Source organism: Streptomyces sp. NPDC006259 (assembly GCF_042870975.1).
GTDB lineage: Bacteria > Actinomycetota > Actinomycetes > Streptomycetales > Streptomycetaceae > Streptomyces.
Genome location: NZ_JBIAHY010000009.1, coordinates 266,604 through 279,645, shown reverse-complemented (window position 1 = coordinate 279,645; position 13,042 = coordinate 266,604). Strand labels below are relative to the sequence as shown.

General features: G+C 71.6%; 9 protein-coding genes. 7 read left to right on the top strand and 2 right to left on the bottom strand.

All coding sequences use genetic code 11. The features are described from left to right. Window positions 1–34 precede the first annotated feature (34 nt). Window positions 35–253: a DUF6191 domain-containing protein gene (locus tag ACFYO5_RS32805; protein WP_388715965.1), complete on the top strand. Its 219-nt coding sequence runs from the start codon at window positions 35–37 to the stop codon at window positions 251–253. A gap of 4 nt (window positions 254–257) precedes the next feature. On the opposite strand, the gene ACFYO5_RS32800 is transcribed toward ACFYO5_RS32805, so the two are convergent. Both ACFYO5_RS32800 and ACFYO5_RS32795 read right to left on the bottom strand, forming a co-directional pair. After that, window positions 258–1,397: a PQQ-dependent sugar dehydrogenase gene (locus tag ACFYO5_RS32800; RefSeq protein WP_388715962.1), complete on the bottom strand. Its 1,140-nt coding sequence runs from the start codon at window positions 1,395–1,397 to the stop codon at window positions 258–260. A gap of 531 nt (window positions 1,398–1,928) precedes the next feature. Beyond that, entirely contained in the window at window positions 1,929–2,927 is a 999-nt protein-coding gene (locus ACFYO5_RS32795) for an aldo/keto reductase (protein ID WP_388715819.1), read from the bottom strand. Between the two features lie 76 nt (window positions 2,928–3,003). Between ACFYO5_RS32795 and ACFYO5_RS32790 the strand changes: the two genes are divergently transcribed. The 6 genes from ACFYO5_RS32790 to serA all read left to right on the top strand — a co-directional run bounded on the left by ACFYO5_RS32790 (window position 3,004) and on the right by serA (window position 13,027). Continuing rightward, a complete protein-coding gene (locus ACFYO5_RS32790) occupies window positions 3,004–3,969 on the top strand; it encodes a 2-hydroxyacid dehydrogenase (RefSeq protein WP_388715816.1) in 966 nt (321 codons plus the stop codon). A 416-nt stretch (window positions 3,970–4,385) separates the two neighbouring features. Next, window positions 4,386–7,409, top strand: a complete 3,024-nt coding sequence (locus ACFYO5_RS32785) for a putative bifunctional diguanylate cyclase/phosphodiesterase (protein WP_388715814.1) — start codon at window positions 4,386–4,388, stop codon at window positions 7,407–7,409. Window positions 7,410–7,646: 237 nt separating this feature from the next. Then, window positions 7,647–9,503 carry an acetolactate synthase large subunit gene (locus tag ACFYO5_RS32780; RefSeq protein WP_388715812.1) on the top strand — a complete coding sequence of 619 codons (1,857 nt, stop codon included), beginning with the start codon at window positions 7,647–7,649 and terminating at the stop codon, window positions 9,501–9,503. Between the two features lie 20 nt (window positions 9,504–9,523). Then, on the top strand, window positions 9,524–10,051 hold the full coding sequence (gene ilvN, locus ACFYO5_RS32775) for an acetolactate synthase small subunit (RefSeq protein ID WP_356562102.1): 528 nt from the start codon (window positions 9,524–9,526) through the stop codon (window positions 10,049–10,051). Window positions 10,052–10,169: 118 nt separating this feature from the next. Continuing rightward, a complete protein-coding gene (gene ilvC, locus ACFYO5_RS32770) occupies window positions 10,170–11,168 on the top strand; it encodes a ketol-acid reductoisomerase (RefSeq protein WP_356562101.1) in 999 nt (332 codons plus the stop codon). A 269-nt stretch (window positions 11,169–11,437) separates the two neighbouring features. Then, window positions 11,438–13,027: a phosphoglycerate dehydrogenase gene (serA, locus tag ACFYO5_RS32765; RefSeq protein ID WP_356562099.1), complete on the top strand. Its 1,590-nt coding sequence runs from the start codon at window positions 11,438–11,440 to the stop codon at window positions 13,025–13,027. The last annotated feature ends 15 nt before the right edge of the window (window positions 13,028–13,042 follow it).

Sequence of the window (13,042 nt, the reverse complement as noted above, 5' to 3'; positions counted from 1 at the left end):
GGCGGGAACCGGCAGGGGAGGCGCCGTGTTCAGCATGTTCGACGACCTGTTCGCACCCGGCCGCAAGCACACCCGCGACGAGCAGAACCGCCTGGAGCTGACCCGGCACGACGTCGGCGACGCCGACCCCGGACGCGGGCCGATAGACCTCGCCTCCGGGAAGGTCGTCGTGCGTGCGCCCGACCCCGTGGACGAGGAGGCCGACGCGGCCCCGGCGCCCCGCGACCGGGGGCTCACGCCCCCTGGCGGCTGAGCCCTCAGCTCACCTGCAGCTCCAGGATCCGGTCGTCGCCCTTCTTCGGCGTGCTCCGCCCGTCCGTGTTGCTGGTCGTCACCCACAGCCTGTCGCCGCCCGCCGCCACCACGGTCCGCAGCCGGCCGTACTCACCCTCGAGGAACGACTGCGGGTCCGCCGACGCCACCGTGCCCTTCAGCGGGACGCGCCACAAACGCTGCCCCTTCAGCCCGGCCATCCACATCGATCCCTCGGCGTAGGCGACCCCGCTGGGGGAGGCGTCGTCGGTGCCCCACTGCGCCACCGGGTCCCGGTACCTCTCGTCGTCGGACTCGCCCTCGGCCTGCGGCCACCCGTAATTGCCGCCCGGCACGATCGCGTTCAGCTCGTCCCAGGTGTCCTGGCCGAACTCGGCGGCGAACAGACGCTGCTCGGCGTCCCAGGCGAGCCCCTGCACATTGCGGTGGCCGTACGAGTACACCGGGGAGTCGGGGAACGGGTTGCCCGCGGCCGGCTCACCCTCGGGGGTCAGCCGCAGGATCTTGCCGCCCAGGGACTTCTTGTCCTGCGACAGCCCCTGCTGTCCGCTCTCGCCGGTGCCCACGTACAGCATCCGGTCCGGGCCGAAGGCGATCCGCCCGCCGTTGTGGATCACCCCCTTGGGGATGCCCCGGAACACCGTGTCCGGCGCGCCGAGCTGCTCACCGGCCGGCCGCTCGGCGTCGTACAGCATGCGGACGACGCGGTTGTCGGACGCGGAGGTGAAGTAGGCGTAGACCATGTGGTCCGAGGCGTAGTCCGGGGAGAGGGCGATGCCGAGCAGGCCGCCCTCGCCGGCCGCCGATACGCCCGGCACCTCGCCCAGCTCCGTCTTCTTGCCGCTGTCCGCGTCGACCAGGGTGATCGTCCCCTCGTCGCGGGAGGCCACGAGGAGGCCGCCCTCGGGGAGCGGTGCGAGGCCCCAGGGGGTGTTCAGGCCCTCGGCGACGGTGCGCACCACCTTGACGATGCCCTTCGCGGGCGGGGTCTTTCCGGCCGCCGGCGAGGAGCCGGCGGCGGTGGGGCTGGCGGACGGGCTCGGGGCGGCCCCCGGGGGCGCCTCGTCGTCCGAGGAACAGCCTGCCGTCAGCAGGAGCACACTCGCGGCCAGTACGGCCGTCACTGCGCGACGTTGCACGATCTTGGTCCCTTCGACGCGGCGGTCCTGGGCAGGTTCTCCTTGTCATACACCGCTCGCGCCCCAGGAGTTCCCGATCTCCGGAACCCGACCCGACGACAGCGCCGACTTCTCGGGCGGTCCGGCTTCCCGGTGGCCCTGACATCCGCGCCTTCCGGTTTCCCCGTAACCCCGGTTTCTCTTGGTTCCTACGGCGATCGAGGCGCTTGCGGCCTCCCACGACACCCGGTCGTCCGCCGCGGCCCCGCTGCCGACAGGTCATGGCGCGCCTGTGACCCCGGCTGTCCCGAAGTTCCCGGCTTCCCCGGCGCGCGCCGTTCCACCCCGGTCCGGCTGATCCGGTCCTTCCGGTTTCCCGCAGGTTCGGGTCCGGCTGATCCGGTGCTTCCGGTTTCCCGCAGGTCTGGGCCCCGCCGCCCCGCGGTCGACGTGACGCCCTCAGCCCCAGGAGCCGCGGGCTGCCGGGCCCCAGGAGCCGCGGGCCGCCGGCAGCTCGGCCAGGTCTCGTGGCGGCCCTCAGTCCCAGGAGCCGCGGGCCGCCGGCAGCTTCGCCAGCTCGGCCAGGTCCGGCCCGGTCAGCCGCAGGCCGGCCGCCCCCGCGTTCTGCGCGACCCACCGCTCCTGCTTGGCCCCCGGCACCGGCACCACGTGCCGCCCCTGCGCCAGTACCCAGGCCAACGCCACCTGCGCGGCCGTCACCGTCTCGCCGTGCCGGGCGGCAACCCGGCGCAGACCGGCGACGATCGGCTGGTTCGCGGCCATCATCTCGGCGGTGAAACGGGGGTGCCGGGCCCGCATGTCATCGGGTTCGAAGCCCTCGCCCGGCGTCAGCGTGCCGGTGAGGAAACCATTCCCCAACGGCATGGCCGCGAGGAGGCCGATACCGCGGGCCTCGCACCACGGCAGCAGCGCGTCCAGGGCCTCCGGCGACCACAGCGACAACTCCGCCTCCACCGCGCTCACCGGGAAGACCTGCTGGACCCGCCGCAGCTGCCGGATCGTCGCGTCGTACAGCCGTCCGCCCGCACGGCGCCCGCCCCGCGCGCCCACCGCGCACAGGCCCAGGGCCCGCACCTTGCCCGCCCGCACCAGCTCGGCCATCGCGCCCCAGGTCTCCTCGACCGGGACCTCGGGGTCCGCGCGGTGCAACTGGTAGAGGTCGATGACGTCCGTCTGGAGCCGCCGAAGAGAGGCGTCGCAGGCCCGTCTCACGTATCCCGGGCGGCCGTTGGCCACGACGTGCTGCTCACCGACCAGCAGTCCGACCTTCGTCGACACGAACGCGTCCCCGCGCCGCTCCTTCAACACCCGCCCCAGCAGAAGCTCGTTGGTGAACGGGCCGTACATGTCGGCGGTGTCCAGCAGGGAGACACCCAGATCCAGCGCCCGGTGCAACGCCCGCAGCGACTCGTCACCCCGCTGCCGCGACCCGCTGTAGCCCCAGCTCATCGGCATGCATCCGAGTCCGACGGCCCCCACCGCGAGCGCCGCCGCGCCGATCGTCCTGCGCTCCACCTGCTCGTGACCCTCCCTCGCCCGGCCCACCAACCTAACCTCTGCACGCGCGCGTGCCTGACATAGCCTCCTGACCATGACTGCTGACGTGTGGCTTCCCATCCCGCCGGACGAGATCGAAGGGCTCCCCGAGGGCCTCAACCCCCTCTTCTGGGACGGAGGCACCACCGGAGAACAGGAGTTCCCCGGCGACCCCGCCGACTGCGTCTTCTACGTGGTGCCGTACATGAAGCGGCAGCCGGTGAAGGTGCGTCCGCTGGCGCGGATGCGCAACGTCCGCGTCGTCCAGACGCTCACCGCCGGCGTCGACGACGTCACCGCGCGGCTGGCCGACCTCCCGCCGGGCGTGCGGCTGTGCAATGCGCGCGGGGTGCACGAGGCGAGCACCGCCGAACTCGCGCTCACCCTCACGCTGGCCTCCCTGCGCGGCATCCCGAAGTTCGTGCGCGCCCAGCAACAGGGGCACTGGCAGAGCGAGTTCCACCCGGCGCTCGCCGACAAGAGCGTCCTCATCGTCGGTTACGGCGAGATCGGCTCGGCGATCGAGGACCGGCTCGTGCCGTTCGAGGTCGCGCGGGTGGTGCGCGTCGCACGCTCCGCGCGCACCACGGAGCGCGGTCCCGTGCACCCCCTCACCGAACTGCCCGCACTGCTGCCGGAGGCGGACGTCGTCATCCTCTCCACCCCCCTGACCGAGACCAGTCGCGGGTTGGTGGACGGCGCCTTCCTCGCCCGGATGAAGGACGGGGCGCTGCTGGTCAACGTCGGCCGCGGCGCGGTCGTCGACACCAAGGCCCTGCTCACCGAGGTGGAGAGCGGCCGCCTCACCGCCGCCCTGGACGTCACCGACCCCGAACCGCTGCCGGGTGACCACCCGTTGTGGCAGGCGCCGGGCGTGCTGATCAGTCCGCACGTCGGCGGGCCCACGTCCGCCTTCCTGCCGCGCGCCAAGCGTCTGCTGGCCGACCAGTTGGGGCGATTCGTGAACCGGGAACCCCTGCGCAACGTGATCCTCACGACGGGCGCCGCCGACGAGGCGTGACGGCCGCGGCCCGCTTGCGACCCGGTTCGGGCACCCTCCGCAGTCCCGCGGACGCGGGCCGTACGGGCATAGTCGCTGGTCGTCACTGAGCGTAGAGAAGCTATGTCCCTGAGTGACGAGACTGGTGTATCGTCCCGACAGGGGCTGCGCCGTGCACCGTTCGGCGCCGGGGTTGGACATTTCAGACTGTGAGGGGGGCGACGGGCGATGCACGGCCTATGGACGAAGGACCCGACGCGGCGGAGCCGCCGCGGACGGCCCTGCTGCACGGCCACGCGCGCGAGCGATGGCCCCACCGGTCACGGAAGTCGGCACGGCGGCCGCCACCGCCGCGGGCACGGCGGCCGCCGCGGTCGCACGCACCCGGCGCACCGGCGCGGGCGGGACGCGGGAGCGGCACGGACCGGGAGGCCCCGGTGAGTTCGCCGCCGACCTCCACGACCCTCCTCGACGGAGCACCGCGGGCGCAGGCCCGCACCGGCACGCCGCCGACCAAGCCGCCGTCGCCGGGCGGCCCGGGATCGAACACGGTCCACCAACTCCTGCTGGCCGTGGTGTGCGCGGCCTACGCCGTCGGTTCCGCGCTCGGCTGGGGCTCCGAGACGGTCGCCCTGATCATGGGCGACTTCGGGCTCTCCGCGGCCGCGGGCGCCGCCTCCGTGTCCTGCTTCCACTACGCGCGCACCCGCCGCGTCAGCCTGCGCCCGGCCTGGCTGCTGTTCTCGTTCTCGTCGGCGATGGCCGCCCTCGGCAACCTGGTCTGGGGGTGGTACGAGGTCGTCCTTCAGCGGCCCGTGCCCAGCCCCAGCTACGCCGACGTGTTCTTCCTCTGCTTCGCGCCGCCCGCGATCGTGGGACTGCTGGTGCTCGCCGCCCGACCCGTGACCAGGGCCGGCTGGGTCTGCCTCGCGCTCGACGCCTGGCTCATCGCCGGCTCCCTGCTCACCCTCTCCTGGAGCCTGGCGCTCGCCCAGACCGCGGACCTCGACGGACCGGGCGTCGCGCACGCGGCGCTCACCCTGGCGTATCCGCTGCTCGACATCGCCCTGGTCAGCATGGTGCTGGTGCTGCACTTCCGGCGCTCGCCGGTCAACCGCACGGCGGTCAACACCGCCGTCAGCGCCCTCGCGCTGACCGTGATGTGCGACGCCCTGTTCACGTCACCGCTGCTGCACAACAACTACCGTTCCGGCCAGCTCCTCGACGCCGGCTGGTTCGCCGGCTCGCTGCTCCTGGCCTACGCCCCCTGGGCCGCCGGCCGGCACCGCCGGGCCGGCGCCGGGGGGCACACGCGCGTGGTGCACGAGCATCTGCCCCGCCAGCGCGCCGGCGTCCGGCCGCCCCAGCCGCCCCTGCGGACGCCCGCGCCGGGAGCCGACCCGAGCCGCTATCCGGGCACCCGCCCCATCACCGGCTCCCTCGCCGCCCTGACGCCGTATCTCGCCGCCGCCGTCTGCACGCTGGGGATCCTCTACAACGTCCTCAACGGCCGCAGTGTCGACCGTGTCGTCCTCCTCACCGGCGGCGCCGTCGTGCTGGCCCTCGTGGTGCGCCAGGGCATCATGCTGCTCGACAACATCACCCTCACCCAGGAACTGGCCCAGAAGGAGAACCACTTCCGCTCCCTGGTGCAGGGTTCCAGCGACGTCATCATGATCGCGGCCCCCAGCGGCGTCCTGCGCTACGTCTCCCCGGCCGCCGCCGGTGTCTACGGACGCTCCGCCGAGGACCTGGTGGGCACCGAGCTGGCCGATCTCATCCACCCGGACGACCTGGGGTGCGTGGTGCACGAGGTGCGCCGTTTCCTCGCCGCCAGCCCCCAGGAGGAGCCCACCACCAGGATCGAATGCCGCTTCCGCTCCGGCGACGGCGGCTGGCTCAATGTCGAGTCCACCGTGAACCGGCACCACGGCGGCCTGATCTTCAACAGCCGGGACGTGACCGAGCGGGTGCGCCTCCAGGCGCAGCTCCAGCACAACGCCGAGCACGATCCGCTCACCGACCTGCCCAACCGCGCCCTGTTCACCCGGCGCGTGCAGCAGGCGCTCTCCGGCCGCCGCAGCTCCGACCGGGGCGCCGCCCTGCGCAACACCGCGGTCCTCTTCATCGACCTCGACGGCTTCAAGGCCGTCAACGACACCATCGGCCACCAGGCGGGCGACGAACTCCTCGTCCAGGCCGCGCGCAGGCTCCAGGACGCCGTCCGGCAGGGGGACACCGCCTCCCGGCTCGGCGGCGACGAGTTCGCCGCCCTGATCGTCGGCGACGGCACGCGTGACCGCGGTGCCCGCGAGGGTCACATACTGGAACTCGCCGACCGGCTGCGGATCACGCTCTCCCAGCCCTATCTGATCGGCGGCAACGAGGTGCGGGTGGCCGCCTCCATCGGTGTCGCCTTCGCCGAGGCCGGGTTCGGCGCCGGAGAGCTGCTGCGCAACGCCGACCTCGCGATGTACCGGGCCAAGGCGGGCGGCAAGGGCCGGGTCGAGCTGTACAAGCCGCACATGCAGCAGGACGTCGTACGGAAGGCGGAGCTGGCCACGCGGCTGCGGGCCGCTCTGCACGACGGCGAGTTCGCGCTGCTGCACCAGCCCGTGGTGCGGCTGGAGGACGGCCGGATGTCGTCGGTCGCGGCCCAGCCCCGGTGGCGGTCCTCCCAGGGCGTGCTGTTCACCCCCGCCGAGTTCCTGCGGGTGGCGGACGAGGGCGACCGGACCGCCGAGCTGGGCCGCTGGGTGCTGGAGCAGGCCGTCCAGCAGGCCGCCGACCGGTCCGCGAGCGGACTGGACGTACCCGTGATGGTCCAGGTGGGCGCCAGGCGCCTGCTGGACCGTTCGCTGCCGCCGGGCTCCGTCGAGGCGCTGCTGACCCGGCACGGGCTGCCGTCCGGGTCGCTGGTGATAGAGCTGTCCGACATCGATGCCGGAGTGTCGCTGGACGACCTGGAGCGCCGGCTCGCCGCGCTGAGGCGCCTCGGTGTCCGCATCGCGCTGGACGGCTTCGGCGGCGGCATGGCCATAACGGCACTGCGCCGGCTGCCCGTGGACATCCTGAAACTCGACCGCGGGCTGGTCGAAGGGGTCGTGGAGTCCGCGCGACTGCACAAGATCACCAGCGGGCTGCTGCGGATCGCCGGCGATCTCGGGCTCCAGTCCCTGGCCGAGGGCGTGGACCTGCCCGAGCAGGTCGTCGCCCTGCGCGCGATGGGCTGCACCCACGGGCAGGGCATGGCGTTCGCCGGACCGCTCGACGAGTACCGGCTGCGCCGGGCGCTCGGCCGGGGCAGCTGTCCGGTGCCGCACGGCCCCGTCGAGCCCGCGTTCGCCGGTGGCGGCGCGGGGGTGTGCGGCGGTGGCGTGCCGGCGGTTCTGGGGCGCGGGAACCTTGGTGGCGGCACGGCCCTCCGTTCACATGATGAGACCCCCGTCCCACCCACTTGACAGTCGATGCGTGCCGGGGGGAGGGTCAATGCCATGCGCACCCGAATTCTCGTACTTGGACAGCGCGTCGGCTGAGCTGGGAACCACCGGAGGACGATCCGGAAATCCCAGCGACCACACCGGCGCGCTCCCCTCGCTTGCCTTCTGGCACGAGGGGTTTTTTGTTGCACCAGCACCTGCCGACCAGCAGTCGAACACCGCACGAACCTCGCAAAAACCCTCAGCATCGAGAAGAGAATGACGATGACCGAGCAGGCCACCGGGGCCCATCACCCGCAGCCGCGGCCCCGATCCGGAGGACACTCCGCGTCCGTCGAGCACGTGACGGGTGCGCAGTCCCTCATCCGTTCTCTCGAGGAGGTCGGCGCCGACACGGTATTCGGCATTCCCGGCGGTGCGATCCTTCCCGCCTACGACCCCCTGATGGACTCGACGAGGGTCCGTCACGTCCTGGTCCGCCACGAGCAGGGCGCGGGCCACGCCGCCACCGGCTACGCGCAGGCCACCGGCAAGGTGGGCGTCTGCATGGCCACCTCCGGCCCCGGCGCCACCAACCTGGTCACGCCGATCGCCGACGCCCACATGGACTCGGTGCCGCTGGTCGCGATCACCGGCCAGGTCGCCTCCAAGGCGATCGGCACGGACGCCTTCCAGGAGGCGGACATCGTCGGCATCACCATGCCGATCACCAAGCACAACTTCCTGGTCACCAAGGCCGAGGACATCCCGCGGGTCATCGCGCAGGCGTTCCACATCGCCTCCACCGGCCGCCCCGGCCCGGTCCTGGTCGACATCGCCAAGGACGCCCTCCAGGCCCGGACGACCTTCTCCTGGCCGCCCACCATGGACCTGCCCGGCTACCGACCGGTGACCAAGCCGCACGCCAAGCAGATCCGCGAGGCCGCCAAGCTGATCATCGCCGCCAAGCGGCCGATCCTCTACGTCGGCGGCGGCGTCCTCAAGGCCCGGGCGACCGCCGAGCTGAAGATGCTCGCCGAGCTGACCGGCGCGCCCGTCACCACCACCCTGATGGGGCTGGGCGCGTTCCCCGACACCCACCCGCTCCACCTGGGCATGCCCGGCATGCACGGCTCGGTGGCCGCCGTCACCGGACTGCAGAAGGCCGACCTGATCGTCGCCCTCGGCGCCCGCTTCGACGACCGCGTCACCGGAAAGCTCGACAGCTTCGCGCCGTACGCCAAGATCGTCCACGCGGACATCGACCCGGCGGAGATCGGCAAGAACCGCGCCGCCGACGTGCCGATCGTGGGCGACGCCCGCGAGGTCCTCGCCGACCTGGTGCAGGCCGTGCAGAAGGAGCACGCCGAGAGCGGTCCGGGCGACTACAGCGCCTGGTGGAAGGACCTGAGCCGCTGGCGCGATACCTACCCGCTGGGCTACGACCAGCCCGCGGACGGCTCGCTCTCCCCGCAGCAGGTCATCGAGCGCATCGGCCAGCTCGCGCCCGAGGGCACCGTGTTCGCGGCCGGTGTCGGCCAGCACCAGATGTGGGCCGCGCACTTCATCCAGTACGACAAGCCCGCCACCTGGCTGAACTCCGGCGGCGCCGGCACGATGGGCTACGCCGTCCCGGCCGCGATGGGCGCCAAGGCCGGCGTCCCCTCGAAGACGGTCTGGGCGATCGACGGCGACGGCTGCTTCCAGATGACCAATCAGGAACTGACCACCTGCGCCCTCAACAACATCCCGATCAAGGTCGCCATCATCAACAACGGTGCCCTCGGGATGGTCCGCCAGTGGCAGACCCTCTTCTACAACCAGCGCTACTCCAACACCGTGCTGCACAGCGGCCCGGACGCGGACGGCAAGCAGCCGAGCGCCGGCACCCGCGTCCCCGACTTCGTGAAGCTGTCGGAGGCCATGGGCTGCTACGCCATCCGCTGCGAGGACCCGGCCGACCTGGACAAGGTCATCGAAGAGGCGAACTCCGTCAACGACCGCCCCGTCGTCGTGGACTTCATCGTCCACGAGGACGCGATGGTCTGGCCGATGGTGGCCGCCGGCACCTCCAACGACGAGATCATGGCCGCACGGGACGTCCGCCCCGACTTCGGCGACAACGAAGACGACTGAGCGAGGAAGACCCAAGAGACATGTCCAAGCACACGCTCTCCGTCCTGGTGGAGAACACGCCCGGCATCCTCGCCCGGATCGCCGCCCTGTTCTCCCGCCGCGGCTTCAACATCGACTCGCTCGCGGTCGGCGTCACCGAGCACCCCGAGATCTCGCGCATCACCATCGTGGTGAACGTGATCGAGGAGCTGCCGCTCGAGCAGGTCACCAAGCAGCTCAACAAGCTCGTCAACGTGCTCAAGATCGTCGAGCTGGAACCCGGATCGGCCGTTCAGCGCGAACTCGTCCTGGTGAAGGTGCGCGCCGACAACGAGACCCGCTCGCAGATCGTCGAGATCGTCCAGCTGTTCCGGGCCAAGACCGTGGACGTCTCCCCGGAGGCCGTGACCATCGAGGCCACCGGCGGCAGCGACAAGCTCTCCGCCATGCTCAAGATGCTGGAACCGTACGGCATCAAGGAGCTGGTCCAGTCCGGCACGATCGCGATCGGCCGCGGCTCCCGTTCGATCACCGACCGGTCGCTGCGCGCACTGGACCGGTCGGCGTAACGACGGAGACGGGCGGCCGCCGACACCGGCCGCCCGTATGCCGAGACCCCGAGACTTCCCTTCCGCCCGCCGTCATACGGTGGGACGCAACACCTGCACACCAAGGAGAGAACCCAAAGTGGCCGAGCTGTTCTACGACGCTGACGCCGACCTGTCCATCATCCAGGGCCGCAAGGTCGCGGTCATCGGCTACGGCAGCCAGGGCCACGCCCACGCGCTGTCGCTGCGCGACTCCGGTGTCGACGTGCGGGTCGGTCTGCACGAGGGCTCCAAGTCCAAGGCCAAGGCCGAGGAGCAGGGCCTGCGCGTGGTGAGCCCGGCGGAGGCCGCCGCCGAGGCCGACCTCATCATGATCCTGATCCCGGACCCGATCCAGGCCCAGGTCTACGAGGAGTCGATCGCCCCGAACCTGAACGACGGCGACGCCCTGTTCTTCGCGCACGGCTTCAACGTCCGCTTCGGCTTCATCAAGGCCCCGGCCGGCGTGGACGTCGCCCTGGTCGCCCCGAAGGGCCCGGGCCACCTGGTGCGCCGCCAGTACGAGGAGGGCCGCGGCGTCCCCGCGATCGCGGCCGTCGAGCAGGACGCCACCGGCAACGCCTTCGCGCTGGCCCTGTCGTACGCCAAGGCCATCGGCGGCACCCGCGCCGGTGTCATCAAGACCACCTTCACCGAGGAGACCGAGACCGACCTGTTCGGTGAGCAGGCCGTGCTGTGCGGCGGCACCTCGGCGCTGGTCAAGGCGGGCTTCGAGACCCTGGTCGAGGCCGGCTACCAGCCGGAGATCGCCTACTTCGAGTGCCTGCACGAGCTGAAGCTGATCGTGGACCTCATGTACGAGGGCGGTCTGGAGAAGATGCGCTGGTCGGTCTCCGAGACCGCCGAGTGGGGCGACTACGTCACCGGTCCGCGCATCATCACGGACGCCACCAAGGCCGAGATGAAGCAGGTCCTCGCCGAGATCCAGGACGGCACCTTCGCCCAGAACTGGATGGACGAGTACCACGGCGGTCTGAAGAAGTACAACGAGTACAAGACGGCCGACTCCGAGCACCTGCTGGAGACCACCGGCAAGCAGCTGCGCAAGCTGATGAGCTGGGTCGACGAAGAGGCGTAAGCCTCACACCCGGGGGGCCGGAGCGAACCGCTCCGGCCCTCTCGGGTTAACCCGCGGTAACGCCGTGTGTCATGGTGTTGTCCAACCCGTCCGGCCACGGACGGGTGATCCTTCCGCAGAGGCGCAAGACGCTCCTCGCCGCGCCACTACACTGCTGCACTAATACGCGTCAGGCCCACAGCGTCGTGCGTCTTCCACGCGGCTAGCCCCTCCTCCGCCTGCGGCCGTCGGGACGGCCGTCCGCACGCTCTGGACTTGTGAGGACTCACGTGAGCTCGAAACCTGTCGTACTCATCGCTGAAGAGCTGTCGCCCGCGACCGTGGACGCGCTTGGCCCGGACTTCGAGATCCGGCACTGCAACGGAGCGGACCGAGCCGAACTGCTCCCGGCCATCGCCGATGTCGACGCGATCCTGATCCGCTCCGCCACCAAGGTGGACGCCGAGGCGATCGCCGCCGCGCGCAAACTGAAGGTCGTCGCGCGAGCCGGCGTCGGCCTGGACAACGTGGACGTCTCCGCCGCCACCAAGGCCGGCGTGATGGTCGTCAACGCCCCCACCTCCAACATCGTGACCGCCGCCGAGCTGGCCTGCGGTCTCCTCCTCGCCACCGCCCGCCACATCCCGCAGGCCAACGCCGCGCTGAAGAACGGCGAGTGGAAGCGGAGCAAGTACACCGGCGTGGAGCTGGCGGAGAAGACCCTCGGTGTCGTCGGCCTCGGCCGCATCGGCGCGCTCGTCGCGCAGCGCATGTCGGGCTTCGGCATGAAGGTCGTCGCCTACGACCCCTACGTGCAGCCCGCGCGCGCCGCGCAGATGGGCGTCAAGGTGCTGTCGCTGGACGAACTGCTCGAGGTCTCCGACTTCATCACCGTCCACCTGCCCAAGACCCCCGAGACGGTCGGTCTGATCGGCGACGAGGCGCTGCGCAAGGTCAAGCCGAGCGTGCGGATCGTCAACGCCGCGCGGGGCGGCATCGTCGACGAGGAGGCGCTGTACTCGGCGCTGAAGGAGGGCCGGGTCGCCGGCGCCGGGCTCGACGTGTACGCGAAGGAGCCCTGCACGGACTCCCCGCTGTTCGAGTTCGACCAGGTCGTCGCCACCCCGCACCTCGGTGCCTCCACCGACGAGGCGCAGGAGAAGGCCGGTATCGCCGTCGCCCGCTCGGTGCGCCTCGCCCTCGCCGGTGAGCTGGTCCCGGACGCGGTGAACGTGCAGGGCGGCGTCATCGCCGAGGACGTCAAGCCGGGCCTGCCCCTCGCGGAGCGCCTCGGCCGCATCTTCACCGCGCTGGCCGGTGAGGTGGCCGTCCGCCTCGACGTCGAGGTGTACGGCGAGATCACCCAGCACGACGTGAAGGTGCTGGAGCTGTCCGCCCTCAAGGGTGTCTTCGAGGACGTCGTCGACGAGACGGTGTCGTACGTCAACGCCCCGCTGTTCGCCCAGGAGCGCGGCGTCGAGGTGCGGCTGACGACCAGCTCGGAGTCGGCCGACCACCGCAACGTGGTCACCGTGCGCGGCACGCTCAGCAGCGGCGAGGAGGTGTCGGTCTCCGGCACGCTGGCCGGTCCCAAGCACCTTCAGAAGATCGTCGCCGTCGGTGAGTACGACGTGGACCTCGCGCTCGCCGACCACATGGTCGTCCTGCGGTACGAGGACCGTCCGGGCGTCGTCGGCACCGTCGGGCGCATCTTCGGCGAGGCGGGGATCAACATCGCCGGCATGCAGGTCGCCCGCGCGGCGGTCGGTGGGGAGGCGCTGGCCGTCCTCACCGTGGACGACTCCGTCCCCGCCGGTGTCCTGGCGGAGGTCGCCGTGGAGATCGGCGCGACGTCCGCGCGCGCGGTCAACCTGGTGTGACGTGGGCGGGGTTCC